Here is a 26,464-nt window from a genome sequence, read left to right as displayed (position 1 = left end):
CCCGCAGCCGGGGACACGTCAGGCGCTGGTCGTCATGTGCCGGGTCAGGGCGTGCTCGACGAGCGTGATGAGGGTCTGCTTGACCGCGTCACGCGAACGCGCGTCCAGCGTCACGATCGGCACCTGCGGCGAGAGCGACAGGGCCTCGCGGACCTCCTCGCCCTGGTGCGGGAAGGCGCCGTCCCACCCGTTGATGCCGATGACGAACGGCAGCCCCGCCTCTTCGAAGTAGTCGATCGCGGGGAAGCTGTCGGCCAGGCGGCGGGTGTCGACCAGGACCACCGCGCCGATGGCGCCGCGCACCAGGTCGTCCCACATGAACCAGAACCGGTGCTGCCCCGGCGTGCCGAACAGGTACAGGATCAGGTCCTGGTCGAGCGAGACACGGCCGAAGTCCATCGCGACGGTGGTCGTCGTCTTGGTGGGCGTGAGCGACAGGTCGTCCACGCCCGCCGAGGCGTCGGTCATCACGGCCTCGGTGGTGAGCGGAAGGATCTCCGACACCGCCCCCACGAAGGTCGTCTTGCCCACGCCGAAGCCTCCCGCGACGACGATCTTCGTCGAGGAGAGGCCCCTAGAGCCTGCGAAGTCCACTGAGCACCCTTTCGAGCAGGTTGAGGTCCGGGCTACCCGATTCCAGCGCAGGCTGGTGGACACGGATCAGACCCTCTGCCGCCATGTCGGCGATCAGAACTCGGACCACGCCGAGCGGCTGTCGTAAAAGTGCGGAGATCTCGGCGACCGACCGCACCTGGCGAGCCAGCTGGATGATCGTCTGATACTCCGGACTGACTAGTGAAATGTCTTGATGCGCGGCTGTCAATTCAGCCGGAAGCGATACCAACGCCTCCATCGCGAACTTGATGCGCGGAGCCGTGCGCCCGCCGGTCACGGCATACGGCCGCACCAGCGAGCTCGACTTGCGCCGCACGCCGTCCGAGGTGGGGCTGTTATCACCCGTCCAACCCTGATCTGACACTGTCTTGTCTCCCGTCGGCGCCGACTAGTGCGGCCGCGAGGCCTGCAATTCCGCTCGTACGGCAGGCGTGAGCACCTGCCCGGCGCGCTCCACGAGCAGCGTCATCTGGTAGGCGACCAGTCCCATGTCGCAGTCGGCCGAGGCGAGCACGGCCAGGCTGGATCCATCGCTGATCGACATGATCATCAACAGGCCGCGCTGCATCTCGATCACGGTCTGGCTGACCGCGCCGCCCTCGAACACCCGGGCCGCGCCCGCGGTGAGGCTGACCACGCCGGAGGCCACCGCGGCCAGCTGGTCGGCCCGGTCCTTCGGGAAGCCCTCGGAGTAGGCGAGCGGCAGGCCGTCGGCGGAGACCACCACGGTGTGCGCCACGCCCGGCACGTTGTTGACGAAATCAGTGATCAACCAGCTGATCCCGCGCGCGCCCTGGCTCAGTTCTCTCATGGTCATTCCTCTCCAATTTCTTCACGGCCCTGCCGTACACCTTGCTGGTAGCTGGACAACCGGCTGCGCAGCCGGTCGGGGGAGACCGGCTCGGCCGGCTCGCCGAACAACGAACCGGAGGTCGGCACCGATCCTGGCACCAGGTTGGCCTTGGGCACGCGGCGGGGCAGGCCGCTCTGGGTCTGCCCGGACGAGGCCTGCTCGGACGGTCCGCCCGTCAGCGGGCCGCCGGGGGTCAGGGGGCCGCCGGGCGGCAGGCCGCCTCCGGAGGGAAGGCGCTGCGGCAGTCCGCCACCCCCGCTGGGGTCGCGCTGCGGCAGTCCGCCGCCCGGGGCCGGGTCGCGCTGGGGCAGGGCGCCCCGGCTCGGGTCACGCTGGGGCAGTCCCTCGTACGGGGGCTGGCCGCCGCCGGAGGGGTCGCGCTGCGGAAGCCCGGAGGCGGTGACCGGCGACGGCTGGCGCTGGGGCAGGCCCTGGCCGGGCATCGCCGCCGGGGCGGAGACCTCCGGCGTCTGGAAGGCCTGCTGAGCGGGCTCCGGCGGGCCGGGCTTGGCCAGGATCGCCGGCTTGGTGAACCAGTCCGAGGTCTGCACCTGCTCGAAGATCGGCAGGAACTCCTCGTCCCGCTCCTCCATGGGCGAGTCGCGGAAGACGGGCAGCGGTCCGGTCAGCTCGCTGGGGTTCGGCTGGTCGAAGGCGGGCCAGGAGGTGTCGGAACCCTGCTGGGAACCGGTGGACCACGAGGTGTCCGAGCCCTGCGAGCCGGTGGACCACGAGGTGTCCGAGCCCTGGGAGCCGGTGGACCAGGAGTCCGGGCCCTGCGAGCCGGTCGACCAGGAATCGGCCGAGCGCGGCGTCCACAGGTCGCCGGGGCGCGAGGCGGTGTCGGGCGCCGCGGCACGCGCGGACGGCGCGCCGGGGCGGGCCGACCAGGCGTCCTCGGCCGGGGGAAGCGCCGACCAGGGGTCGTCGTTCGCGGGCTCGTCGGCCAGGCGCGCGGGCCGCTCGGTGAACAGCTCGGGCTCCTCCCCCGACACCGAGGGCCAGCCGCCTCCGGGCGGCGGCAGGGTGTCGGGCCACGGAGTGTGCATGACCCCGGCGCCCGCGGGGGCGCCGGCCGGCTGACCGGGCTCGGCCCTGGGGAAGGGCGTGGCCGAGGAGAACAGGTCCGACGAGGGAGCCTCGGCGAAACCACCGCGAGACGGGCCGCCGGCCAGGGAGGCCGGGCCCTCGCCCTGGAAGGCGGCGGCCATCGCCGGGATCTGCTGGGTGGGCGCGTTGGACGGGGCGATGAGGACCGCGGGGAGCAGCACCATCGCGATCAGTCCTGGACCCTCCTGCCGCGAGCGCAGCTGGACCTGGACGCCGTGGCGCAGGGCCAACCGGCCGACCACGAACAGGCCCATGCGGCGGGCGACGGAGACATCCACGACCGGCGGGTTGGCCAGGCGCCAGTTGAGCTCGGTGAGCTCCTCGGCGGTCAGGCCGATGCCCTGGTCGGTGACGGAGACGATCATGCCGCCCGGGGCGGGGGCGGTGGTCACCACGACCTTGGTCTCGCGGGGCGAGAAGGAGATGGCATTCTCGATCAGCTCGGCCAGCAGGTGCACGGTGTCGGTGACGGCCGGGCCGACGATCTCGACGTCGGAGGGGATCTGGATGCTGACCCGCTCGTAGTTCTCGACCTCGGACAGCGAGGCGCGGGCGACGTCGACGAGCGCGACCGGCTCGCTCCAGCGGCGCGCGCTCTCGTGGCCGGCCAGGACCAGGAGGTTCTCGCTGTTACGGCGCATGCGGGTGGCCAGGTGGTCGAGGCGGAACAGGTTCCCGAGCCTCGACTCGTCCTCCTCGCCGTGCTCCAGGTCCTCGATCAGCTGCAGCTGCCGCTCGACCAGGGTCTGGGAGCGCCGGGAGAGGTTGACGAACATCGCGTTGACGTTGGCGCGCAGCTTGGCCTCGTCGCCGGCCAGCCGGACCGCCTCGCGGTGGACCTCGTCGAAGGCCCTGGCCACTTCCCCGATCTCGTCGCGGGTTCCCACGCCGATCGAGGTGATCTTCGGCGTCGCGGTCTCGCCGCTCTCGCGCAGGGTCCGCACGGTGTCGGGCAGGCGGAAGCCGGCGATCTCCAGCGCCTCGGAGCGCAGGGTGCGCAGCGGGCGGACCAGCGAGCCGGCCACCCAGGCGGTGATGAGCAGCACGAGGAGGAGCAGGACGAGGATGACCGCGGCGGAGATGATCGCGTAGCGGAGCTCGGTGTCGCTCAGCTCCTCGGTCCGCTTCACGATCTTGTCGGCCAGGACCATCTCGACCTTGCGCATCGCGTCCACCGTGACGGTGGTGCTGGCGTGCCAGACGTTGAGGTCACGCTTGGTGGTGATGTCGAGGTCGCGGATGGTGCGGTACTCACGCAGCTGGGACAGGGCCCGCTGGCGCATGGCGTCGGCGCGGTCGACGGACTGGCCGCGCACGTTCTTCTTGTACAGCGCGGCCTCGGTGGCGGCGGCCTCGGCCGTGAAGGTGTCGAGCTCGGCCTGCTGGCGGTCCCAGGAGCCGAGGAAGTCGGACAGGTCGTCGTAGTCGAGGCGGCGCTCGACCAGGGCCACCACGAGGATGGCCTGCTGCCGGGAGACCTCCTCCTTGGCCTGGTGCAGCGCGCCGAAGGCGGCCGAGTCGCCGACGAGCTGGTCGTCGTCGCCCACGGTGCCCAGCTCGCCCTGCAGGCCGCGCAGCACCTGGATCAGGCTGGTGTAGGTGCGGATGGCGGCGCGGGGAGGCGCGCTCTGGCCGACGACCGAGGAGCGCAGCGACGGCAGACCGTTGAGCCAGCGGCGGATCTCGTCGGTCGCCTGGCGCACACGCGGCTGGTGCTCGGCGTCGATGGCGGCCGTGGCGTCGATCACCTTGGCTCGGGCGGCGTCGACGACCTTCTGCTGGTCGCGCAGCTTGACCAGGTGGGCGCTGGCCCGGTGGTCGGCCACCAGCCAGGCGGTCAGCGAACGTTCCTTGCCCAGCTCGTGCGAGAGCGTGGACAGGCGCTGCACGAGCTCGGCCACCTGGGTCAGCCGCCGGTACTCGGCGCTGGTGCCGATGGCGTTGGTCAGCTGGATGGCGGCGAGGAGCACGCCCACGACCGTGGGGATGAGGATCAGCGCCACGAGCCGTGAGCGCACGCGCCAGTTCCCCAGCTGGAACCGTCCGCCGGTGTGCTCCCCTGGCGCGACGCGCTTGGGGTTTTCCTTCCTCACTTTGTACGCAACCTCTCGCCGTAACGTGTGCTCGAAACTGACACGTGTGGGGCGCATGGGGGAAGATTTGGGCAGGGCAATTGGAACACAGCCCCTACCAAATCGGCGAACCGACCTTTTCCCTAGAAAACGCCCAAAACGTGCTTTTTAGGCAGGCCGGAACGAGTCTCGTTCGGCCGGTGCCGCGTGCTTGATCATGAGATGACGGGTCACGGAGTACTCCTGGACCGCCTCCTGGCTCATGTCCTTGCCGAACCCGCTTCCCTTGACCCCGCCGTGCGGAGCCTCGCTGGCGATCGGCAGGTGGTCGTTGATCCAGGTCACGCCGACGTCGAGGCGGTGCGACACGCGCATCGCCCGGGAGACGTCGCGCGACCAGACCGACGAGGCCAGGCCGTACCTGGTGTCGTTGGCCAGCCGCACCGCCTCGTCCTCCCCGTCGAAGGGGAGCACGACCAGCACCGGACCGAAAATCTCGCCCTGGACCACCTCGCTGGACTGCGCCACGTCGGTGACCAGCGTGGGCGGGTAGTAGAAGCCGGGACCCTCCGGGACGAACCCTCCGTGCACCACGTTGCCCGAGACGAAGCCGTGCACCCGGTCGCGGTGCGCGGCGGAGATCAGCGGGCCGATGTCGGTCGAGGCGTCCCAGGGGTCGCCGTAGACGATCTTGGCGATGGTCTCGCGGATCGCCTCGACCGCCTCGCCGTACACCTGCCGGTCCACGTAGACGCGCGTCGCGGCCGTGCAGTCCTGGCCGGTGTTGTAGGTCGCGCCCATCGCCACGCCCCTGGCCATCTCGGTCAGGTCGGCGTCGGCGAACACCAGCGCCGGCGCCTTGCCGCCGAGCTCCAGGTGCACCCGCTTCAGGGTGGCGGCCGCGCCGGTCATGACCGCGCGCCCGGTCTCGGTGGAACCGGTGACGCTGACCATGTCGACGCCCGGGTCGGTGACCAGGGCCTGGCCGACGTCACCGCCGCCGAGCACGACTTCCACCGGCGCCCCCGCCCGCACGCACAACTCGCGCAGGCGCAGCGTGCTGCGCGGGGTCATCGGCGCCGGTTTGATCACCACGGCGTTGCCCGCGGCTAGAGCGGGAGCGATCTTCCAGACCGCCATGATGAAGGGGAAGTTCCACGGTGCGATCGAGCCGACCACGCCGACCGGGCGGCGCAGCATGACCGAGGTGTAGCCCTGGCTGAACACCCCCGCCCCCGAGCCCTCCAGCGAGCGGGCGGCACCGGCGAAGAAGCGCAGGTTGTCGACGGCGAAGGGCAGCTCGCCGTCGCGAAAGACGGCGGCGGGCTTGCCGGTCTCCTCGACCTCGAGCCTGGTCAGCTCATCGGCGTCGGCCTCCACCAGGTCGGCCAGGCGCAGCAGCACCCTGGCGCGCTCGCCGGGGGTGGCCTGCGACCACTCGGCGAAGGCCTGGCGGGCCCGCTGTACGGCATGGGCCACGGCCTCGATCTGCGTGTCGGCGACCTGCTCGATCGGCCGGCCGGTGGCGGGGTTGATCAGTTGGGGCATGACAGGACCTAGGCTCCGAGCTGTTCGATGAGGTCGGCGGCCTTGCGCAGGCCGTCGCGACCGCGGATCTCCTCACCCGTGGCGGACAGGCGGGCGCGCAGCCCGGTGTCGCCCAGGAGCGTGGCGACCGCGCCGGTCAGCTCCTCGTCGGTGAAGGTGTAGGTGGACAGGCGCACGCCGTAGCCGAGCTCGTGCACACGCTGGGCGTTGTCGTACTGGTCCCAGAAGAGGGGCAGCAGGATCATCGGCTTGCCGAAGTGCATCGCCTCGGTGGTGGTGTTGTTGCCGCCGTGGGTGATGACCAGGTCGCAGAGCGGGATGATCTTCGTCTGCGGCACGAACTCCGCGCCCCACATGTTGTCGGCGAGCTTGATCTCGGCGTGCAGCGGGCCCTTGGAGACGATGTACTGGTGCTGCGTGGTGCCCAGCACGTCGATCACGCGCTGCATCAGCTCCACGTCGGAGGAGCCCAGCGAGCCGAGCGAGAAGTAGACCAGCGAGGCGCCCTCGCGGCGCTCGAAGGGCAGCTCGAACTCCTCGTCGGTCTCGCGCACCGAGGAGTCGAGCCGGTGCCAGCCGGCGTCCAGCGGCCGCTCGGCGACGTAGTCGAGCGCCTCGGGGTAGACGTAGAGGTTGAGCGCGCCGGAGTGGATGAAGTCGAGGTCGGGCAGCGGCTCGGTGCCCTGCTCCACGCTCCACTCGTTGAAGGCGCTCCAGACCTCGCGGTGGGTGCGGTCGTACTCCGCGCGGAAGGCCTCCCACTCGGAGCGGTCGTCGGCGGGCAGGCCGGAGAAGACCGGGGCGATGTCCTGGCCGCGCACCTCCAGCGGGTTGCACGAGACGATGCGCACGAACGGCTTGCCCGCGGTCAGCAGCGCAGGGAAGGTGATGACGTTGTCCTCGACGATGACGTCCGGCCGCACGCGCTCGATGATCGCCTTGAGCTGCGGCTCGCAGTACTTGGCGCCGTCGATGAGGGAGTCCCAGATCGGCTTGGTGACCGTGGAGAGCTGCTCCAGCGTGGTCTTGCGGTACTCAGGCGCGGTCTCGCGGATGAAGTCCTTCCAGAACTGGCCCGGGTCCTGCTCCTCGGCGTCCTCGGCCGGGGGCGCGAGGTCGACCAGGTCCTCCTCGAACCCGAGCGCCTCCAGCTTGCCCTTCCAGGAGGCCTCGGCGGCGAAGACCACCCGGTGTCCGCGCTTGCGCAGGATGTCGCCGATGCCGATGCAATTGTTCGTGGGCCCGTAAGCACTCTCGGGCATGAAAAGGATGGTTAGCGACATAGTCATCTCCGGGGGCTTGAATTTCGCTTCACAACATCATCTGGCGGAAAGGTCATCTTCGCGGCACTATGGCACCCGTGACGCAGCGTAAAAGTCGATCTGACCGACGAATCGACCTCATCGAGGCCGCCCGTCGCGCCATCGTGCGACACGGCATCGATCGCGTGCAGCTCGCTCACGTCGCCGAAGAGGCCGGACTGACCTCCGGTGCGGTGCTCTACCACTACCCCGAGCTGTCCGAATTGCTGATCGACGCCCAGCAGGCGGGATTGGAGCGTTTCTACGAGCAGCGAGTCAGGCGCATCGCCGACCTCACGGACCCGGTGGAAAAGCTCGTCACCACCATCCGCGCCGGCCTTCCGACCGGACCGGAGGACCCGGATGTCCGGCTGCTCAACGAATGCGGAGGGGCGGCCGGGCGCAACCGGATGTACGGCCTGATGCTGACCGCCCTTTACGACCGTCAGGTGGCGATGTACCAGTCGATCCTCGACACCGGAGCCGCCCTGGGGGTCTTCACGCTCACCGCCGAGCCGATCGCGGTCGCGCGCAACCTGGTGGCTCTGGAGGACGCCTACGGCTATCGCATCACCGCCAGGCATCCCGCGATCGGCCCGGCCGAGGCGGCCGAGCTGATCATGTCGTACGCCCGCACGGCGACGGGCTGCGAGCTCATCCACTGATGAGCACCGCGTCCTCCGGGCGCCAGCCCAGCCTGACCCGCTCGCCGGGCCGTACCTGGCTGGCTCCCTGGACCGCGACGAGCACGGGCTTGGGGTGTCCTGCCACGTCCACCGAGACGTGGGAGACGCCGCCGTAGAAGCTCACGTCGGCGACCGTGCCCGCCAGGCCGCGATCGGCGGCCAGGCTGATCTTCTCGGGCCGTACGGCCAGCAGCGCGGGAGAGCCCTCGGGCAGCTCCCCCTCGGCAGGCAGCGTGCCGAAGTGGCCGTTGCTCAGGCCCCTGGCGCTCGCGGTGCCCTCGAAGAGGTTGTTGGCGCCGACGAAGTCGGCCACGAACCGCGAGCCGGGCCGCTCGTACAGCGCGATGGGCGCGTCGACCTGGCAGACCCTGCCCGCCTCGAACACCGCGATGCGGTCGGCGAGCGACATGGCCTCCTCCTGGTCGTGGGTGACCACGACGAAGGTGATGCCGACCTCGTTCTGCAGCCGCTTGAGCTCCAGCTGCATGTCCGCGCGGACCTTCTTGTCGAGCGCAGACAGCGGCTCGTCGAGCAGCAGCAGGCGCGGGCGCTTGACGATCGCGCGGGCCAGGGCGACGCGCTGGCGCTGGCCGCCTGACAGCTGCTGGGGCTTGCGCCCGGCCATCGACGACAGGCCCACGGTCTCCAGGACCTCGCCGACCCGCTGACGGATCTCGTCCCTGCCGAGCCGCTCCTGCTCCAGGCCGTAGGCGACGTTCTTGGCCACGGTCATGTGCGGGAACAGCGCGTACGACTGGAACATCAGGTTGATCGGCCGGCGCTCGGGCTTCAGGGCCAGCAGGTCGGCGCCGTCGAGCGTGACGTCGCCGCTGTCGGGGGTCTCGAAGCCCGCCAGGATGCGCAGCAGCGTCGTCTTACCGCAGCCGCTCGGCCCGAGCAGGGCGAAGAACTCGCCCTGGCCGATGGTGAGGCTGACCTCGTCGAGCGCGGTGACCTCACCGAAGCGACGGCTGACCCGGTCAATCGTGAGCACCACGTTCTCCGATCTTGGTGAGGCGCTGGCCCGCGATCACCGCGGTGAAGCTGATCAGCAGCAGGACCGTGGCCAGCGCGTTGGCCTCCGGCTTCACGCCGAACCTGAGCATCGAATAGATCACGATGGGCAACGTCTGCTCCGTCGGCCCGATGGTGAAGAAGGCGATCACGAACTCGTCGAGCGACAGCGTGAACGCCAGCAGCGCGCCGGCCACGATGCCCGGCGCCAGCTGCGGCAGCGTGATCTTCACGAAGGTCCGTACGGCTCCCGCGCCCAGGTCGCGCGAGGCCTCCTCCAGGGAGGGGTCGGCGTGGGTGAGCCTGGTGCGCACGACCGCGGCCACGAAGGCCATCGAGAAGACGGCGTGCGAGAGCATCACCGACCACAGGCCCAGCGTGACCTGGACCAGCGCGTAGAAGGCCAGCAGGCCGATCGCCAGCACCAGGTCGGGCAGGATCGCGGGCATGAGCGCGACCGCGTCGAGGACCTTGGAGCGCGTGTGCCTGGCCAGGCCCACCGCCAGCAGTGTGCCCAGCACCGTGGCGAGCACCGTCGAGCCCACCGCCACGAAGAGCGTGTTGACCAGGCCCTCGGCGATGCGCTCGTTGGTGAGGAACTCCCCGTACCACTTCAGGCTGAAGCCCTCGAAGACGTAGGGCGAGTCACCCGAGTTGAACGACATCCACACCAGCACCGCGATGGGCAGGTAGAGGAAGACGTAGGTCAGCCAGAACGGAACCCTAAGCACGGCGCGCCACCCTCGCCTGGACGAGCAGGAGCACCAGCAGCACCGCGATCAGCGCGAGCGCCAGGGTGGAGCCGAACGGCCAGTCGCGAGCCTTGAGGAACTCGGTCTGGATCAGGTTGCCCACCATGAGGCTCTTGCCGCCGCCCAGCAGCTCGGGGATGACGAAATTGCCGAAGCTCGGCACGAACACGAACAGCGCGCCCGTCATGGCGCCCGGCAACGTCATCGGCAGCGTCACGCGGCGGAAGGTCGTCGCCCTGGAGGCGCCCAGGTTGGCCGAGGCCTCCAGCAGCTGGGGGTCGAGCCGCTCGATCGAGCTGTAGAGCGGCAGCACCATCAGCGGGAGGTAGGAGTAGAGCAGGCCGACCACGATGGCGCCCTCGTTGTAGAGCAGCTCGAACTCGGTGCCCAGCAGCGAGTTGATCAGGCCGGGGCCGCTCATGAGGATGGTCAGGGCGTACATGCGGATGATGAAGCTGGTCCAGAACGGCAGCACGATCGCGACCAGCGCGATCGTCTTCCACTTGCGCGGCAGGTTCGCGATCACATAGGCCGTGGGGTAGCCCAGCAGCAGCGCGATCACCGTGGTGATGGTGGCCAGCTTGAGCGAATCCAGCACGACGTCGAGGTAGAGCGGATCGATCAGCCGGGCGAAGTTCTCGGTGGTGAACTCGTAGACGATCCCGCCGAAGCGGCCGCGCTGGAAAACCGTGTAACCCAGGACCAGGGCCAGCGGGATCAGCATGAGCACGATCAGGTAGATCAGCCCTGGTCCCAGGAAAGCCGCGCCGGACAGCCACCGCGTGGCTGTCCGGCGCGGCCTGGACGTGCGTGTCATTGCTGCGCCGCGACCTCGCTTGCCAGGCGGGTGTACTTGGTCGAGGCCTGGCCGAGGTCGATGATGGACTCACCCTGCAGCAGCTCGGCGGGGGTGATGCCGAGCAGGGAGCCCTCGGTGATCTCGACCTTGTCCATGGCGGCCTTGTTCGGCACCTTGTAGCCGATGTTGACCGCGGCCCAGCTGTGGATCTCCGGGTCGAGGATGTAGTTGATCAGCGCGTGGGCGGCTTCCTTGTTCTTGGACGACTTCATGATGACCATGGTGTCCACCCACAGGTCGGAGCCCTCCTTGGGCACGACCCAGCCGATGTTCTTCTCGGAGGTCGGGCACCAGCCGTCCCAGGCCTCGACCATGACGGCCTCGCCGCTCTTCAGCTTCTCGCCGAAGGTGGTGTCGTCGTAGCCCAGGAGGTTCGGCTTGGCCTTGAGCAGCAGCTCCTTGACCTTGGCGATGTCCTCGTCCTTCTCGGTGTTGACGCTCAGGCCCAGCGCCTTGATGGCGGGCAGCGCCAGCCAGCGCTCGGTGGTCATCATGGTGACCTTCTTGACCGCCTCGGCCGGCGGGTTGAGCAGGTCGTTCCAGCTCGTCGGCGCGGCCTTCAGCAGGTCCTTGCGGTAGCAGATGCCCGTGGTGCCCCAGGTGTAGGGCACGGAGAACTTGTTGCCCTTGTCGTAGGACAGCTGGGTGGCCTCGGGGTAGAGGTTGGCCAGGTTCGGGATCAGCTCGGGGTGGATCGGCTCCAGGAGGCCGGCGTCGTTGAGCGCCTGGGCGTACTGACCGGAGACGAACGCCACGTCGACACCGCTGTCGCCGGAGGCGGTCAGCTTGGCCATGGCCTTCTCGTTGGTGTCGTGCAGACCGATCTCGATGTTGGAGATCTTCAGGGCCGCCTTGGCCTTCTCCGGCAGTTCCTTGGGCGTGTAGCCGTCCCAGACCGTGATGGTGACGCTCTGCTTGGACAGGTCCGCCTGCGGGTTGAGCTGGGCCGCGGTGGTGGCGGGCGCGCTCGCCGCGCTGTTGTTCGACGACTCACCGCCGCACGCCGCTGCGGCCAGCGCGAGTCCGGCGACCGCTACAGCGGCCGGGAGGCGACGGGTGAATCGGGTACGGAACACGACCGGTACTCCTCGATGCAAGTGCTGATAGATCAGGCCAGGGTAGGACTTTTGCAGAACTTTTAAACTTGAGCAACACTAACGAACGTTGTGCTGCCTGGAAGTTTGGTCAGTTCTTGAAGTCAGCTTCAGTTTGGTCCCGCTTGCTCGCCGTAGGTGAGAACCCGATTACCACAAGCGAACGCGGGCTCTCCTCCGCACTCCTCGCGGCCCTGTCCGGTGAGGCGCCGGCGCCCTTCGCCGTCGAGCGGTTCGCGCCCCTGCCCGCCGCCGGCCCCTCCGAGCGGGCCATCACGGTCGACCAGACGAACCTGTCCGTCGTGGTCGACGAGCGGGTCGTGGTCAAGTGGCTGACGCCCCCGGCGCCCCTGCCCCACCCGGCTCCGGACGTGCTGGGACACCTGGTGAGAGCCGGGTTCACCGACACCGCTCCGCCGTACGCCGCGGTGACGACGGGCTCCCACCTGGTGGCGCTGGTGACCGGTTTCCTGCCGGGGGCGCGTGACGGGTGGGAGTGGTGCGTCGACTTCTGCGAGGCCGGCGAGGCTGCCTTCGCCACCCGCCTCGGCGCCCTCGCGGCCGACCTGCACGCCGCCCTGGCCACCCTGCCCTCTCCGGCAGGCGGCCGCTCATGGGCATCGGGAGGCGGCGCGGCCAGGGCTGAACGAGCCCTGGCGGAAGCTCTGGAGCTCACCGGCGGCGAGGACGGCGAGTGGCTGGCGAGCGTCGCCGCCAGGATGAGAGCCGACCTCGCCATGCCCGAGACGACCCCCGACCCGATCCGCATCCACGGCGACTTCCACGTGGGCCAGATCCTCCAGTGGGACGGCGGCTACGCGGTGATCGACTTCGACGGCAACCCCACCCTCGACGGCGCGGAGCCGTACCAGCCCAGGGAGCGCGACGTCGCCCAGATGACCACGAGCCTGGAGCACGTGGCCCAGGTGGCGATCAAGCGCAGGGAAACACCCACCGAACGGGCGCGCGCGTGGGCGGGCGAGGCGCGCGAGCGGTTCCTGACGGCCTACCGCGAGCGGCTGCCGCTGGACGAGGGCCTGCTCAAGCCGTACGAAGTCGAGCAGGAGTGCCGCGAGCTCATCTACGCCGCCCGCCACCTGCCCCGCTGGCGATACGCCCCGATGGGCGTGCTGAAAGGACGATACTGAGTGCACCCCGACCTCTTCCTCGCCGACCTGGAGGCCAAGCCCCAGGCCCTGGAGGCGCTGGCCGCCGGTCTGGAGCGGGGCAACCCGTGGCGCGGCGGCCACCGCAGGGTCCTGTTCCTCGGCATGGGCAGCTCCAAGTACGCCGCGGGGGTGGCGGCGCGCCGCCTGCGCGCCCTGGGCGTCGACGCGCACGCCGAATACGCCTCCGCCGCCCGGCCGCTCCCTCCGAGCGACGACCTGCTGGTGGTGGCGATCTCGGCCACCGGCGGCAGCCGCGAGACCCTCGACGTCCTCGCGCACTACGACGACGTCGTGGCGCTGACCAACAACCCCGACTCCGCCATCGCCGGGGCAGCGCGCGAGGTGGTCCTGATGGAGGCAGGCCAGGAGCGCGGCGGCGTCGCCTGCCGTACCTTCCAGCACACGCTGGTCCAGCTGATGGCGCTGGAGGAGCGGCTGACCGGCGGCGGGCGTGACCTGCCCGCCCTGGTCAGGAAGGCCGCCGAGGCCGCCGACGACCTGCTGCGACGCCGGGACGAGTGGCTGCCCAAGACCTGCGAGCTGCTCGACGGCCCCAACGGCGTCTACACGATCGCCCCCGCCGAGCGCCTGTCGTCGGCGCAGCAGTCGGCGCTGATGTTCCGCGAGGGCCCGCGGCGCCCGGCCGACGCCTGCGAGAGCGGCGACTGGTCGCACGTCGACGTCTACCTGACCAAGACCCTCGACTACCGGGCGATCCTGTTCCCCGGCAGCGCCTACGACGAGCAGGCAATGGAGTGGGTACGGCAGCGCGGCTCGACCGTGCTCACCGTGGGCGGGGACCTGCGCTACCGCCACGACGACGATCCCGACGTCGCCCTGCTGACGGAGACGCTGGTGGCGGAGCTGGTGGCCGCGACCTGGTGGAATCAGTAGACCTGCTGCGCGGCGCGGATGCGCAGGGCGTGCTCGACCAGGGTGATGAGCGTGCCCTTGACCGCGTCGCGGCGCCTGGCGTCGGTGCGGACCACGGGGACGTGCGGAGGCAGCGCCAGGGCGTCCCTGACGTCGTTCTCCCCGTAGACGAACTGCCCGTCCCAGCCGTTGATGCCGACCACGAACGGCAGGCGGGCCTCCTCGAAGTAGTCGATCGCAGGGAAGCTGTCGGCCAGGCGGCGGGTGTCGACCAGCACGACCGCGCCGATCGCACCGCGCACCAGGTCGTCCCACATGAACCAGAACCGGTGCTGCCCCGGCGTGCCGAACAGGTACAGGATCAGGTCACGGTCGAGCGAGACACGCCCGAAGTCCATCGCCACCGTCGTGGTCGACTTCAGCGGCGTCATGCCCAGATCGTCGACGCCGACGGAGGCGTCGGTCATGACCGCCTCCGTCGTCAGCGGCATGATCTCCGACACCGAGCCGACGAAGGTGGTCTTGCCGACCCCGAAGCCCCCCGCGACCACGATCTTGGTCGAGGTGAGCCCGGGGCTAGAGCCTGCGTAGTCCACTGAGCACCCTTTCCAGCAGGTTCAGCTGCGGCGCTCCGGCCTCCAGCTGCGGCTGGTAGATCCGCACCAGCCCCTCGGCCTCCATGTCGGCGATCAGCACCCTGGCCACCCCGATCGGGACGGCCAGCAGCGCCGAGACCTCGGCCACCGAGCGCACCTGGCGGCACAACTCGCTGATCGCGCGATACTCGCGCGAGTAGGTCGGGCCGAGCTGGGCCGACGTGGCCGAGGAGACGAGAGCCTCCATGGCCAGGTTGGTCCGCGGCGTGGTGCGCCCGCCGGTGACGGCGTACATCCGCACCAGCGAGCTGCGTTCCTCATTCCACGAGGTCATCGGCCGCCTCCCATCACCAAGGGCGCGAGGCCGACAGTTCCGCCCGGACAGCCGGGGTGAGCACCTGTCCCGCCCGCTCCACCAGCACGGTCATCTGGTAGGCCACCAGGCCCATGTCACAGTCGGGCGCGGCCAGCACCGCCAGGCAGGAGCCGTCGCTGATCGACATCACCAGGAGCAGGCCACGCTGCATCTCTACAAGGGTCTGGTTGACCGGGCCTCCCTCGAAGACCCGCGCGGCGCCCTGCGTCAGACTGATCAATCCCGCGGCGATCGCCGCCAGCTGGTCGGCCCGGTCCTTGGGGAACCCGCGGGAGAAGGCCATCGGCAAGCCGTCGGAGGAGACCACCACGGCGTGCGCCACGCCGGGCACGTCATCGACGAATCCCGTCACCAGCCAGTTCACGTCGCGGGCGGCCTGGCTCATCTCTCTCATTGGGGCTCCTCCTCAATCTCCGCACGGCCTTTCCTGACGCCCTGCTGGAAGTTGGAGAACCGGTCACGCAGCTCGTCGGGCGAGACGGGCACGGCGGGCGGCGGGGCGGCCGACTCCTGCGCGGCGGTTCCCGGAACCAGATTCGCCTTCGGTGTGCGTCTCGGCAAGCCCGCGGACGTGGTTCCTCCCAGGAGCGGCTGGCCGGCGACCTCGGCCGTGCGCATGGCGCCGCCCGGCTCGGGGGTGCGCCAGCCGTCCTGGGGCTGCGGCTCGCCCGGCCGGCCCGACTTCACGAACCAGCTGCTGGGAGGTTCCTCCCGCGCCGCGGGCGGCTCCATCGACAGCGCCTGGGCCTGGGAGATCACCGGCACCTCGGTGACCTCGGGCACCGGGGGCGTCGCGGCGGCGGCACCGGTCTCCACGCGCTCCAGCGGCCCCGTCATCTCGGCCAGCGAGTAGTCGCTCGGGCTCGGCGTCTTGGTGAACCACGAGCCCGACGCCTCGATCCTGTCGAGGGTGTCGACCGTGGGCATCGGGTCGAAGGACGGGTGCCCGTGGCCGTACGGCGGGTGCCCGTGAGCGAGGGAAGGATGCCCGTGGCCGAAGGGGTCGGGCGGCAGCATGCCGATCGGCGGCGCGGGCGGCACGTGCGCCGCCACCTCGGTGAGCATCCGGTCGGGCAGCAGCACCATCGCCGCCAGCCCGCCCACGTCCTGCTGGCGCAGCTGGACCCGGATCTGGTGGCGCAGCGCCAGCCGGCCGACCACGAACAGGCCCATGCGCCGGGCGACGGAGACGTCCACGACGGGCGGGTTGGCCAGGCGCCAGTTGGCCTGGGCGAGCTCCTCAGCGCTCATGCCGATCCCGTGGTCGGTGACCGAGAGCATGAGCGAGCCGCCGTCGACGCGGTTGCTGGTGACGCTGACCCGGCTGTCGTGCCGGGAGAAGGAGACGGCGTTCTCGATGAGCTCGGCCAGCAGGTGCACCACGTCGTTGACGGCCTGACCGGCGATCGCCACGTCCGACTGGATCTGCACGCTGACGCGGTCGTAGCCGTCGACCTCGCCCAGCGCGGCGCGCACGACGTCGAGCAGCTCGACGGGCTCGCTCCACTTGCGCGAGGTCTCCTGCCCGGCCAGGACCAGGAGGTTCTCGCTGTTGCGGCGCATGCGGGTGGCCAGGTGGTCGAGCTTGAACAGGTCGCCCAGGCGGGTGTCGTCGCGTTCGCCGCGCTCCAGCCGTTCGATGAGGGTGAGCTGGCGCTCGACCAGGGTCTGGGAGCGCCGGGAGAGGTTGACGAACATGGCGTTGACGTTGGAGCGCAGGCGCGCCTCCTCGCCCGCCAGCCGTACGGCCTCCCTGTGCACCTCGTCGAAGGCCCGCGCGACCTCGCCGACCTCGTCCTGGGCGTAGTGGCCGCCCGCAGGCAGCATGGCCGGGTCGAAGGCGGCGCCCTCGCGCAGCCGCTGGACGAAGTCCGGCAGGCGGCGCCCGGCGACCTCCAGGGCGTCGCGGCGCAGGCGGCGCAGCGGGCGCACGAGCGAGCGCGCCACCCCGGTGGTGATCAGCAGGACCGCCACGAGCAGGGCGAGCACGGCGACGGCCACGACCATGGCGCGCCCGCGTTCGGTGGAGCTGAGCTGCTCGCTGCGCAGCACGATCCCGGCGGCGTGGGCGGACTCGACCTCGCGCAGGGAGTCGACGATCACCTTGCTCGCCTCGAACCACTGGCGCGGGTCGTCGCTCTGGGTCAGGTCGAGGTCGTTGAGCGCGACGCCCGCGGTCGCCCGCGTGAGCACCAGCTCGCGCAGGAACAACGCCTGGTCGGCGGCGCGCGTGCTGACCTTCTCGTCGAACACGCGGCGCTCGTCGGCGGTGGCCTCCGCGGCGAAGGCCCTGCGCTCGTTCTGCTCGGTGGCCAGCTCGCCGAGCAGGCGCTTGAGCTGGTCCTCGTCGATCCTGCCCGCCACGACGGCGGTGGTGATCAGCGCCTGCTGGATCGAGAAGCTCTCCTTGGCCAGGGCCAGGGAGTGCAGCACGCGGGTCTGGCGGAACAGCGCGTCGTCGGTGGCGCCCTTGCTGACCTCGTCGTGGATGGTGAGCAGGTCCTTGACGATCGTGCCGTAGGAGTCGACCGCGGCGGCGGGCAGCAGGTCGCCGTCGAAGGCCTGGCGGCGCAGTCCCGTCAGGTCGTCGAGGCGGGCTGTCATGGCCTCGACCTCGTCGGCGGTGCGGCCCGTGACGTCGCCCCCGAGCTCGGCGATGGCGTCGCGCACGTCGAGGACGGCCGCGTCGGTCTCGCCCCGCTGCCGCTCGACCGCTTCGCGGAAGCCGGAGGGGCGACCCAGCGCGATGAACCAGGCCACGCGGGCGCGTTCCTCGGCCAGGCGGTGGACCAGCAGTCCTGTCTGCGACGACAGCTGGGCCAGCCTGCTGGTCCGCGCGTAGTCAGCCGCTGCGCTGCTGGAGCTGAGGAGTTGCACGCCGCCCAGGAGGACGGCCGCTGCTGTCGGAACCAGGATGAGCGCGACAAGCCGGGCTCGGACTCGCCAGTTTCGTAAGCGCCATCCACCGACATCCCTCGCTCGAGGCCGCCTGTCACCCATCTCAATGTCCTTGGGAGAATATTCAACAATCACTACCAGCTCGGCCAAGCACACATTACGCGACAAAAGTCGAGCTATGGGGCAGGCGAGAAGAAAGCTGGAGCCCCCACTTCCGTCCCTCTTATTCCCTTAATACGTTTACTGTCCGACCATGGGCGATTGGCCCGTTCCATTACGTAACAGTCAGGGCTCCAGCAGGTCACGACGTTGAGGAAGCCTCTATTCAGGTCATATGTTGTGCCCCAGCATGCTGCGACCTTCTGGAGGGAATTGTGCGGATTGGTCCAGAAAGTGCTGGCATCGAGGTCAAGGGACTGTGGAAGATCTTCGGCCCGAAGGCCGAACGTGTCCTGACGAGCGATGACCGCCTCCTGGAACCCGCCGCCCTGCGCGAGAGGACCGGCTGCACCGCCGCCGTCCGCGACGTGAGCTTCGAGGTACGGCCCGGCGAGGTGTTCGTCGTCATGGGCCTGTCGGGCAGCGGCAAGTCCACCCTGGTGCGCTGCCTGACCCGGCTCATCGAGCCGACCGCGGGCCAGATCTCCATCGGCGGCGACGACGTCCTGCGCGCCACCCCCGCCGGTCTGCGCGAGCTGCGCCGGCACCGGGTCAGCATGGTCTTCCAGCACTTCGGCCTGCTCCCCCACCGCCGCGTGATCGACAACGTCGCCTACGGGCTGGAAGTCCAAGGCGTCGGCAAGAACGCGCGGCACGCGCGTGCGCGCGAGATCCTCACCCTGGTCGGCCTCGACGGCCACGCAGACTCCTACCCCGACCAGCTGTCCGGCGGCATGCAGCAGCGGGTCGGCCTGGCCAGGGCGCTGGCGGTCGAGCCGCAGGTGATGCTGTTCGACGAGCCGTTCAGCGCGCTCGACCCGCTCATCCGCCGCGACATGCAGGCCGAGGTCGTCCGGCTGCACCGCGAGGTGGGCAAGACCATGGTCTTCATCACCCACGACCTGGCCGAGGCGCTGAAGCTGGGCGAACGCATCGCGATCATGCGCGACGGCTCGATCGTCCAGCTCGGCACGCCGGAGGAGCTCGTGGGCGCGCCCGCCGACGACTACGTGGCCGACTTCGTGCGCGACGTGCCGCGCAGCGACGTGCTCTCGCTGCGCTGGATCTGCCGCGAACCCGACGAGCACGACTCGATGGAGGGTCCGCCGTTACCCGCCTCGACCCTCATCAAGGACGCGGTGCAGGTCGCCACCGCCACCGCGCTGCCCATCAGGGTGACCGACGGCGAGCGGCTCGTGGGGGTGGTCGACCGGGTCGACATCCTGGCCGCCATGGCGCCTCGTCAGCAGGTGACGGCATGAGCGCCGGCACCCGAGGGGGACGGAGGTGTCATGGCCGCTGAGCCCACCCTCGCCCCGCCGCCCGCCTTCCGGTTACCACGCTGGGCCGCGCCCGCCGCCTTCACGCTCGTCCTCGTGCTGGCCTACCTTCTGCTGCGCGGCTCAGGAACGCTCCCCCACGACGACGACGCGCCCCCGTTCACCGCGATCACCGAGATGCGCGAGTGGGTCGACGCCCACAAGAACGACAGCCCGCTCTTCCTCTACTTCGTCAACTATGTCCGCCTCTTCATCGGCGGCCTGTTCGTCCTGCTCCAGACCTCGCTGCACGGCCTGGGCTGGGCCGGCCTCATCGGCGTCATGGGCGCCCTCGGCTGGCTGGCCGGCGGCTGGAGGATCGGCGTGCTGGCGATGGCGAGCCTGGCCGCCTGCGGCGTGCTGGGCGTGTGGACCCTCACCGTCGACACCCTCGCCCTGGTGGGCGCGTCGGTGCTGCTGTCGCTGGCGATCGGGCTGCCGCTGGGCGTGTGGGCGGGACGCTCCCCGCGCCTGCGCAGGGCGCTCGGCCCGGTGCTCGACTTCATGCAGATCATGCCGACCTTCGCCTACCTCGCGCCAATGGTGCTGTTCTTCCAGATCGGCGCACCGGCGGGGGTGGCGGCCACGATGATCTACTCCATCCCGCCCGCGATCCGCATCACCGCGCTGGCCATCGAGCAGGTCTCCCCCACCGCCGTGGAGGCCTCGGCGTCGCTGGGCGCCACGCCCCGGCAGACCCTCACGAAGGTCTACCTGCCGCTGGCCCGCTCGACGATGGGGCTGGCGATCAACCAGACGATCATGATGGCGCTGTCGATGGTCGTCATCGCCAACCTGATCAACTCCCCCGGCCTCGGCTCCGACATCATCAAGGGCCTGTCACGCGAGAACGTCGGGCTCATGCTGCCCGCGGGCCTGGCCATCGTGCTCATCGGCATCGCCCTCGACCGCACCACCATGGCCGCCTCGCGGCAGCGGTTCCGGCCCTCGCGGGTGCCGTACGCCGTGGTGGCCGGCCTGGCCGGGATCGGCCTGACCTTCGTGCTGCCCGCCGAGTGGCCGTGGGTGCTGCGTACGGCCCAGCCGGTCAACGAGGCGGTGCGCTGGGCCGAACGTTCGTGGTTCGAGGTCACCGACGCGATCAAGGAAGCCGTCAGCCTCTACCTGCTCAACCCGCTGGAAGGGGTGCTGACCTCGGCCCCGTGGTGGCTGGTGGCGGTGGCGCTGCTGGCCCTCGCGTGGCGGATCGGCGGCGTACGGCCGGCGGTGACGGTGGCGGTGTGCGTCGCGGCGATCGTGCTGCTGGCCCTCTGGGAGCACAGCATGGTCACCCTGGCCATGGTGATCGTGGCGGTGGCCGCCACCCTGGCCGTCGGCGTCTCGCTCGGCATCCTGGCCGCCCGCTCCGCCCGGTTCTCCGCCCTCCAGCGGCCGCTGCTCGACGCCGCGCAGACCCTGCCCGCCTTCGTCTACCTGCTGCCCGCGCTGGCGCTGTTCGGCGCGACCAGGTTCACCGCGATCTTCGCCTCGGTGATCTACGCGGTGCCGCCGGTGGTGCGCCTGGTCGAGGAGGGCATTCGCAACGTGCCGCCCACCGTGGTGGAGGCGGCGCTGTCGGCGGGGTCCACGCCCCGCCAGTTGCTCTGGAAGGTACAGCTGCCGATGGCACGCAAGGCCATCCTGCTGGCGGCCAACCAGGGCATCGTCATGACACTCGCCATGGTCGTGCTGGGCGCGCTGGTCGGTGGCGGCGCGCTCGGCTACGACGTCGTGTCGGGCTTCTCCCAGCGCACGGACTTCGGCATGGGCTTCGCCGCCGGTGTCGCGATCGTGCTGCTCGGAATCATGCTCGACCGGATCACGCAGGGCGCCGACAGGCGCCCTCCCCCCTTGAGAAGGAAATCGCTATGAAGATTCGCCTGCTCGCGGGCGTCCTCATGCTCGGTGTCGCCCTCGCGGGGTGCGGCGGCGCCAAGGTGGAGGACACCCCGAGCGCAGCGCCGGCCCCCTCGGGTTCGGCCAGTGCCAGCGCCCAGCCGTCGGCCGGCGGCACCGTCAAGATCGCGATCAACCCGTGGGTCGGTTACGAGGCCAGCGCGGCCGTCGTGGCCTATCTGATGAAGAACGAGCTGGGCTACACCGTCGAGCTGCCCGAGATCAAGGAGCAGCTCGCCTGGGAGGGCTTCGCCAACGGCCAGGTCGACGTCATCATCGAGAACTGGGGTCACGACGACCTCAAGAAGAAGTACATCGAGACGGACGGCGTCGCCGTCGAGGCCGGATCGACCGGCAACAAGGGCGTCATCGGCTGGTACGTGCCCAAGTGGATGGCCGACAAGTACCCGGACATCACCGACTGGAAGAACCTCAACAAGTACGCCGACCTGTTCAAGACCTCGGAGTCCGGCGGCAAGGGCGCGCTGCTGTTCGGCGACCCGTCGTACGTCAGCAACGAGGAAGCGCTGATCAAGAACCTCAAGCTCGACTTCAAGGTCGTCACCGGCGGTTCAGAGGCCGCCCTCATCAAGGGCGCCCAGCAGGCCCAGGAGCAGCAGAAGCCCCTGCTGTTCTACTTCTGGGACCCGCACTGGCTGTTCAGCAAGACCGAGCTCGTCCGCGTGAACCTGCCCGCCTACACCGAGGGCTGCGACGCCGACCCCAAGAAGGTCGCCTGCGACTACGCCGAGCTGGACCTCGACAAGATCGTGAGCAAGAAGTTCGCCGACACCGGTGGCAAGGCCTACGACCTGGTCAAGAACTTCAGCTGGACCAACGCGGACCAGAACCAGGTCGCCATGGACATCAACGACGGCATGACGCCGGAGGAAGCCGCCAAGAAGTGGATCGAGGCAAACGCCACCAAGTGGCAGGCCTGGATCCCCAAGTGATCTTCCGCTGACCGCCCGGGGCCCCTCCGGCCCCGGGCATGGAGCTCCCCTATGAATCGCAGACTGCTTGCCGTACCCCTGGCGGTCGTCCTGCTGGTGGCGTGCAGCCCCGAGCAGACGTCGACCACGGCGGAGGCGACCGACTACACCGTGCGCATCGACGTGCACGGCTGGCTGGGCTACGAGGCCACCGCGGCCGTCATGGCCTACCTGCTGCAACACGAGCTCGGCTACAAGGTGGTGCGCCGCCCGGTGGCCGACGAGAAGAAGTCGTGGCCCGGATTCGAGAACGGGCAGACCGATGTGATCGTCGAGAACTGGGGACACGACGATCTCAAGAAGATCTACATCGAGGACAAGAAGGTCGCGCTGTCGGCGGGACTTAATGGCAACAAAGGGATCATCGGGTGGTACGTCCCTCAATGGATGACCGAGCAATACCCGGGGATCACCGATTGGCGGAACCTCAAAAAGCGCGCCGCCCTATTCCGGACCGCGAAATCCGGGAATTTCGGTCAGTTACTTGATGGCGATCCGAGCTTCGTCACCAACGACAAGGCCCTGGTGACCAATCTCGGCCTCGATTTCAAGGTCGTTTACGCGGGCAGCGAGGACGCTTTGATCAAGGCGGCCCAGGACGCCACCAAGAACCGCACGCCGCTGCTCATGTACTTCTACGAGCCGCAATGGCTGTTCACCAAGGTCAAACTGGCCAAGGTGACGCTGCCGCCCTACGCCATCGGCTGCGACGCCGACGCGGCCAAGGTGGCCTGCGACTACCCGCCCTACCTGCTCGACAAGGTCGTCAGCGCCAAGTTCGCCCGCGAGGGCGGGCGCGCCTACGAGCTGGTGCGCAACTTCTCCTGGAGCAACGACCACCAGAACAAGGTCGCCAGCGACATCGTCAACGGCGGCATGACGGCCGACCAGGCGGCCAAGAAGTGGGTCGAGGAAAACAAGATCGTCTGGAAGGACTGGATGCCCCGGTGACCACGTGGGACTACATCGTCGTCGGTGGAGGGTCCGCCGGGAGCGCCCTGGCCAACCGGCTGAGCGCCTCCGCGCGCGTGCTGGTGCTGGAGGCCGGGCGGCCCGACTACCCGTGGGACGTCTTCATCCACATGCCCGCCGCGCTGATGTTCCCGATCGGCAGCCGCTTCTACGACTGGAAGTACGAGTCCGAGCCGGAGCCGCACATGGGCGAGCGGCGCGTCTACCACGCGCGCGGCAAGGTGCTCGGCGGCTCCAGCAGCATCAACGGCATGATCTTCCAGCGCGGCAACCCCCTCGACTACGAGCGCTGGGCGGCCGATCCCGGGATGAAGAGCTGGGACTACGCCCACTGCCTGCCGTACTTCAGGAAGATGGAGAACTGCCTGGCCGACCCCGCCTCGCCCTTCCGCGGGTCGTCGGGGCCGCTCAAGCTGGAGCGCGGGCCGGCGAAGGGCCCGCTGTTCGACGCGTTCTTCGCCGCCGTGCGCGAGGCGGGGCACGAGCTGACCGACGACGTGAACGGCTTCCGGCAGGAGGGCTTCGCCGCCTTCGACCGCAACCTGCACCGCGGGCGCCGGCTTAGCGCCGCCCGGGCCTACCTGCACCCCGTGCGCGGCAGGAAGAACCTGACCGTGCGCACCCGCGCGATGGTCTCGCGCATCGTGTTCGAGGGCATGCGGGCGGTCGGCGTCGAGGTCGGCGGGTCGGTGATCCGCGGCAAGGAGATCATCCTGTGCGGCGGGGCGATCAACACGCCCCAGCTGCTCCAGGTCTCCGGCGTCGGACCGCGCGCGGCGCTGGAGGCGGCGGGCGTGCGGGTGGTGCACGACCTGCCGGGCGTGGGCGAGAACCTCCAGGACCACCTGGAGGTCTACGTGCAGCACGCCTGCCTCAAGCCGGTCTCGCAGCAGCCGTCGCTGGCCATGTGGCGGCGGCCCTTCATCGGGGCCGACTGGCTGTTCAGGCGCAGGGGTCCCGGGGCGACCAACCACTTCGAGGCGGGCGGTTTCCTGTGCTCGAACGACGAGGTGGCCTATCCGAACCTGATGATCCACTTCCTGCCGATCGCCGTGCGCTACGACGGGTCGGCGCCGGCCGGAGGGCACGGCTACCAGCTCCACATCGGACCGATGTACAGCGATTCGAGGGGTTCGGTTCGTATCAAGTCCGGAGATGTCGCCGTCAAGCCCGAACTGCGCTTCAACTACCTCTCCACCGACCAGGACCGCCGCGAGTGGGTCGAGGCGATCCGCCACGCCAGGCGCATCCTGTCGCAGCCCGCCTGGGCCGATCTCAACGGTGGCGAGATCAGCCCGGGCCCCGGCGTGGAGACCGACGAGGAGATCCTCGACTGGGTGCGCCGCGACGGCGAGACCGCTCTGCACCCCTCCTGTACGGCACGCATGGGCGTGGACGAGCTGTCGGTGCTCGACCCGGAGACCATGCGGGTGCACGGCCTGGAGGGGCTGCGGGTGGTCGACGCCTCGGCCATGCCGTACGTGACGAACGGCAACATCTACGCGCCGGTGATGATGCTGGCCGAGAAGTCGGCCGACCTCATCCTGGGCAACACCCCGCTGGCGCCCGAGCCGCTGGAGTTCTACCGCCGTTCCAGCTGACGGTAGGCGCGCACGGACAGCGGGAAGAAGATCGCCAGCAGCACCACCGGCCACACGACGGCCATGAGCACCGGGTGCTGGGCCACCCATGACTCGCCGCCCCACGACGGGTTGCCGAACAGCTCCCGCACGGCGGCGACCGTGGACGACAGCGGGTTCCACTCCGCGATCGCGCCCAGCCAGCCCGGCATGCTGCCCGGCGCGACGAAGGCGTTCGACAGGAAGCCGATCGGGAACTCCAGGGTCTGCACCGCCACGACGGCGCCCGGGTCCCTGACCAGCAGGCCCAGGTAGATGCCTGCCCACAGCAGCGCCAGGCGCAGCAGCAGGAGCAGGCCGACGGCGGCCAGTGCCTGGCCCGCGCCGTTCACCGGCCGCCAGCCGACGGCCAGGCCGGTGCCGAGCATGAGGGCCAGCAGCAGCGCCGAGTGCAGCAGGTCGGCGATGCTGCGCCCGAGCAGGACGGCCGAGGGTGACATGGGCATCGAGCGGAAGCGGTCGGTGACGCCCTTGGAGGCGTCGGTGGTCACCGCGACCATCGTGGCCGACAGGCCGAAGAGCATCGTCATGCCGTACATGCCCGGCATGAGGAAGTCGAAGTAGTTCGCGCCCTCCGGCACGGCCACGGCTCCGCCGAACAGGTAGCCGAAGACCAGCGTGATCATGACGGGGAAGATCAGCCCGAAGATCGCGGAGGCGGGTTGCACCACCCAGTGGAGCAGGTCGCGCCTGGCCACCGTCCACCCGTCGGCCAGCGCCCAGCGTACGTCGGTGATCATTTCTGCACCTTCCTGAGGAACACCTCGTCGAGGGTCGGGCGCCGCACCGCCAGGTCCTCGATCTCGATGGACTTCAGCGCCGCGGCAGCCTCGGTCAGGGCGGCGATGCGGTCGTTCACCACGACGCTGACATGGCGGGTGTCGACGTCGAGGTCGGCTGCGGCTCCCGCGATCCGTTCCAGCACCGCCGCCGCCTCGCCCACCTGGCCCGCGTGCCGGACGACCACGTCGAGCCGGTCGCCGCCCAGGTCGGACTTGAGCTGGTCCGGCGTGCCCTCGGCGACCACGCGACCGGCGTCGATCACCGAGATGCGGTCGGCGAGCTGGTCGGCTTCCTCCAGGTACTGCGTGGTCAGCAGCACCGTGGCGCCCTGTGCGACCAGGCCGCGCACGGCCTTCCATACCTCGCTGCGGCTGCGCGGGTCCAGGCCGGTCGTGGGCTCGTCGAGGAAGAGCACCGGCGGCGAGAGGATCATCCCCGCGGCCAGGTCGAGGCGGCGGCGCATGCCGCCCGAGTAGTTCTTCACCGGCTTGCCGCCGGTGTCGTCGAGACCGAAACGTTCCAGCAGCTCCAGTGCCCTGGCTCGCGCCCGCCTGGCGCCCAGGTGGTAGAGGCGGCCGAACATCTCCAGGTTCTGCCGGCCGCTGAGCAGCTCGTCGAGGGCCGCGTTCTGGCCGACCAGGCCGATGCTCCGGCGCACCTGGCCGCCCTGGCGGGTCACGTCGAACCCGGCCACCTCGGCCCGGCCGCCGTCGGGCCGCAGGAGCGTGGTCAGGATGCGCACCGCCGTCGTCTTGCCCGCTCCGTTCGGACCGAGGAGGCCGCAGACGGTGCCTTCGCGCACCTCGAGGTCGAACCCGTCGAGCGCGGCCCGGTCGCCGTAGACCTTTCTCAAGCCCTGCGCGTTAATCATACGCTGTACCGTACAG

General features: G+C 69.9%; 24 protein-coding genes. 8 read left to right on the top strand and 16 right to left on the bottom strand.

The window, feature by feature from the left end:
• Positions 1-18: 18 nt before the first annotated feature.
• The 6 genes from ACIBH1_RS19540 to ACIBH1_RS19515 all read right to left on the bottom strand — a co-directional run bounded on the left by ACIBH1_RS19540 (position 19) and on the right by ACIBH1_RS19515 (position 7,460).
• Positions 19-594, bottom strand: a complete 576-nt coding sequence (locus tag ACIBH1_RS19540; RefSeq protein ID WP_397315197.1) for a GTP-binding protein — start codon at positions 592-594, stop codon at positions 19-21.
• Positions 575-931 carry a DUF742 domain-containing protein gene (locus ACIBH1_RS19535; protein ID WP_397315196.1) on the bottom strand — a complete coding sequence of 119 codons (357 nt, stop codon included), beginning with the start codon at positions 929-931 and terminating at the stop codon, positions 575-577. Before ACIBH1_RS19535 ends, ACIBH1_RS19540 begins: the two co-directional genes overlap by 20 nt.
• A gap of 72 nt (positions 932-1,003) precedes the next feature.
• Entirely contained in the window at positions 1,004-1,426 is a 423-nt protein-coding gene (locus ACIBH1_RS19530) for a roadblock/LC7 domain-containing protein (RefSeq protein ID WP_181611973.1), read from the bottom strand.
• A gap of 2 nt (positions 1,427-1,428) precedes the next feature.
• Entirely contained in the window at positions 1,429-4,671 is a 3,243-nt protein-coding gene (locus ACIBH1_RS19525) for a nitrate- and nitrite sensing domain-containing protein (protein WP_397315195.1), read from the bottom strand.
• Between the two features lie 147 nt (positions 4,672-4,818).
• Positions 4,819-6,198 (bottom strand): aminobutyraldehyde dehydrogenase, encoded by a 1,380-nt coding sequence (locus tag ACIBH1_RS19520; protein WP_397315194.1) that lies wholly within the window; start codon positions 6,196-6,198, stop codon positions 4,819-4,821.
• A gap of 8 nt (positions 6,199-6,206) precedes the next feature.
• The gene (locus ACIBH1_RS19515; RefSeq protein WP_397315193.1) at positions 6,207-7,460 is read right to left on the bottom strand and encodes a glycosyltransferase; all 1,254 of its coding nucleotides are present in this window, start codon (positions 7,458-7,460) and stop codon (positions 6,207-6,209) included.
• 89 nt (positions 7,461-7,549) lie between these two features.
• Between ACIBH1_RS19515 and ACIBH1_RS19510 the strand changes: the two genes are divergently transcribed.
• Positions 7,550-8,164 carry a TetR/AcrR family transcriptional regulator gene (locus ACIBH1_RS19510; protein ID WP_397315192.1) on the top strand — a complete coding sequence of 205 codons (615 nt, stop codon included), beginning with the start codon at positions 7,550-7,552 and terminating at the stop codon, positions 8,162-8,164.
• On the opposite strand, the gene ACIBH1_RS19505 is transcribed toward ACIBH1_RS19510, so the two are convergent.
• Genes ACIBH1_RS19505 through ACIBH1_RS19490 form a run of 4 tightly spaced genes read right to left on the bottom strand, consistent with a single transcriptional unit; the run spans position 8,154 to position 11,886 of the window.
• The gene (locus ACIBH1_RS19505) at positions 8,154-9,182 is read right to left on the bottom strand and encodes an ABC transporter ATP-binding protein (protein WP_397315191.1); all 1,029 of its coding nucleotides are present in this window, start codon (positions 9,180-9,182) and stop codon (positions 8,154-8,156) included. The genes ACIBH1_RS19510 and ACIBH1_RS19505 overlap by 11 nt on opposite strands.
• Positions 9,166-9,930: an ABC transporter permease gene (locus ACIBH1_RS19500; protein WP_397315190.1), complete on the bottom strand. Its 765-nt coding sequence runs from the start codon at positions 9,928-9,930 to the stop codon at positions 9,166-9,168. Before ACIBH1_RS19500 ends, ACIBH1_RS19505 begins: the two co-directional genes overlap by 17 nt.
• Complete coding sequence (locus ACIBH1_RS19495; RefSeq protein WP_397315189.1) at positions 9,923-10,768, bottom strand: ABC transporter permease; 846 nt, start codon at positions 10,766-10,768, stop codon at positions 9,923-9,925. The genes ACIBH1_RS19500 and ACIBH1_RS19495 overlap by 8 nt, the downstream gene beginning before the upstream one ends.
• Complete coding sequence (locus ACIBH1_RS19490) at positions 10,765-11,886, bottom strand: spermidine/putrescine ABC transporter substrate-binding protein (protein WP_397315187.1); 1,122 nt, start codon at positions 11,884-11,886, stop codon at positions 10,765-10,767. The genes ACIBH1_RS19495 and ACIBH1_RS19490 overlap by 4 nt, the downstream gene beginning before the upstream one ends.
• 143 nt (positions 11,887-12,029) lie before the next feature.
• On the opposite strand from ACIBH1_RS19490, the gene ACIBH1_RS19485 reads away from it, so the two are divergent.
• Complete coding sequence (locus ACIBH1_RS19485; RefSeq protein ID WP_397315186.1) at positions 12,030-13,052, top strand: phosphotransferase; 1,023 nt, start codon at positions 12,030-12,032, stop codon at positions 13,050-13,052.
• Positions 13,053-13,967: an SIS domain-containing protein gene (locus ACIBH1_RS19480; protein ID WP_397315184.1), complete on the top strand. Its 915-nt coding sequence runs from the start codon at positions 13,053-13,055 to the stop codon at positions 13,965-13,967.
• Here ACIBH1_RS19480 and ACIBH1_RS19475 read toward each other — a convergent pair.
• The 4 genes from ACIBH1_RS19475 to ACIBH1_RS19460 are packed head-to-tail and all read right to left on the bottom strand — an operon-like array spanning position 13,961 to position 17,795.
• On the bottom strand, positions 13,961-14,542 hold the full coding sequence (locus ACIBH1_RS19475) for a GTP-binding protein (protein ID WP_397315183.1): 582 nt from the start codon (positions 14,540-14,542) through the stop codon (positions 13,961-13,963). The genes ACIBH1_RS19480 and ACIBH1_RS19475 overlap by 7 nt on opposite strands.
• Positions 14,523-14,876 carry a DUF742 domain-containing protein gene (locus ACIBH1_RS19470; protein WP_181611963.1) on the bottom strand — a complete coding sequence of 118 codons (354 nt, stop codon included), beginning with the start codon at positions 14,874-14,876 and terminating at the stop codon, positions 14,523-14,525. The genes ACIBH1_RS19475 and ACIBH1_RS19470 overlap by 20 nt, the downstream gene beginning before the upstream one ends.
• 13 nt (positions 14,877-14,889) lie before the next feature.
• Complete coding sequence (locus ACIBH1_RS19465; RefSeq protein ID WP_220133927.1) at positions 14,890-15,303, bottom strand: roadblock/LC7 domain-containing protein; 414 nt, start codon at positions 15,301-15,303, stop codon at positions 14,890-14,892.
• A 5-nt stretch (positions 15,304-15,308) separates the two neighbouring features.
• Positions 15,309-17,795 (bottom strand): nitrate- and nitrite sensing domain-containing protein, encoded by a 2,487-nt coding sequence (locus tag ACIBH1_RS19460; protein WP_397315182.1) that lies wholly within the window; start codon positions 17,793-17,795, stop codon positions 15,309-15,311.
• A 395-nt stretch (positions 17,796-18,190) separates the two neighbouring features.
• On the opposite strand from ACIBH1_RS19460, the gene ACIBH1_RS19455 reads away from it, so the two are divergent.
• From ACIBH1_RS19455 to betA, 5 genes are read left to right on the top strand one after another with little or no spacing between them, the layout of a single operon-like run.
• A complete protein-coding gene (locus ACIBH1_RS19455; protein WP_397315181.1) occupies positions 18,191-19,237 on the top strand; it encodes a glycine betaine/L-proline ABC transporter ATP-binding protein in 1,047 nt (348 codons plus the stop codon).
• 30 nt (positions 19,238-19,267) lie between these two features.
• Complete coding sequence (locus tag ACIBH1_RS19450; protein ID WP_397315180.1) at positions 19,268-21,166, top strand: ABC transporter permease; 1,899 nt, start codon at positions 19,268-19,270, stop codon at positions 21,164-21,166.
• Complete coding sequence (locus tag ACIBH1_RS19445) at positions 21,163-22,143, top strand: ABC transporter substrate-binding protein (RefSeq protein ID WP_397315179.1); 981 nt, start codon at positions 21,163-21,165, stop codon at positions 22,141-22,143. The genes ACIBH1_RS19450 and ACIBH1_RS19445 overlap by 4 nt, the downstream gene beginning before the upstream one ends.
• A 51-nt stretch (positions 22,144-22,194) precedes the next feature.
• The gene (locus ACIBH1_RS19440) at positions 22,195-23,133 is read left to right on the top strand and encodes an ABC transporter substrate-binding protein (protein ID WP_397315178.1); all 939 of its coding nucleotides are present in this window, start codon (positions 22,195-22,197) and stop codon (positions 23,131-23,133) included.
• Positions 23,130-24,755: a choline dehydrogenase gene (gene betA, locus ACIBH1_RS19435; RefSeq protein ID WP_397315177.1), complete on the top strand. Its 1,626-nt coding sequence runs from the start codon at positions 23,130-23,132 to the stop codon at positions 24,753-24,755. Before ACIBH1_RS19440 ends, betA begins: the two co-directional genes overlap by 4 nt.
• Here betA and ACIBH1_RS19430 read toward each other — a convergent pair.
• A complete protein-coding gene (locus tag ACIBH1_RS19430; RefSeq protein ID WP_397315175.1) occupies positions 24,737-25,534 on the bottom strand; it encodes an ABC transporter permease in 798 nt (265 codons plus the stop codon). The two genes, betA and ACIBH1_RS19430, sit on opposite strands and share 19 nt — an antisense overlap.
• On the bottom strand, positions 25,531-26,448 hold the full coding sequence (locus ACIBH1_RS19425) for an ATP-binding cassette domain-containing protein (RefSeq protein WP_397315174.1): 918 nt from the start codon (positions 26,446-26,448) through the stop codon (positions 25,531-25,533). Before ACIBH1_RS19425 ends, ACIBH1_RS19430 begins: the two co-directional genes overlap by 4 nt.
• Positions 26,449-26,464: the final 16 nt, after the last annotated feature.

The organism is Nonomuraea sp. NPDC050663 (assembly GCF_044456985.1).
Classification (GTDB): domain Bacteria; phylum Actinomycetota; class Actinomycetes; order Streptosporangiales; family Streptosporangiaceae; genus Nonomuraea.
This window is presented reverse-complemented; position numbering and strand designations above follow the sequence as displayed.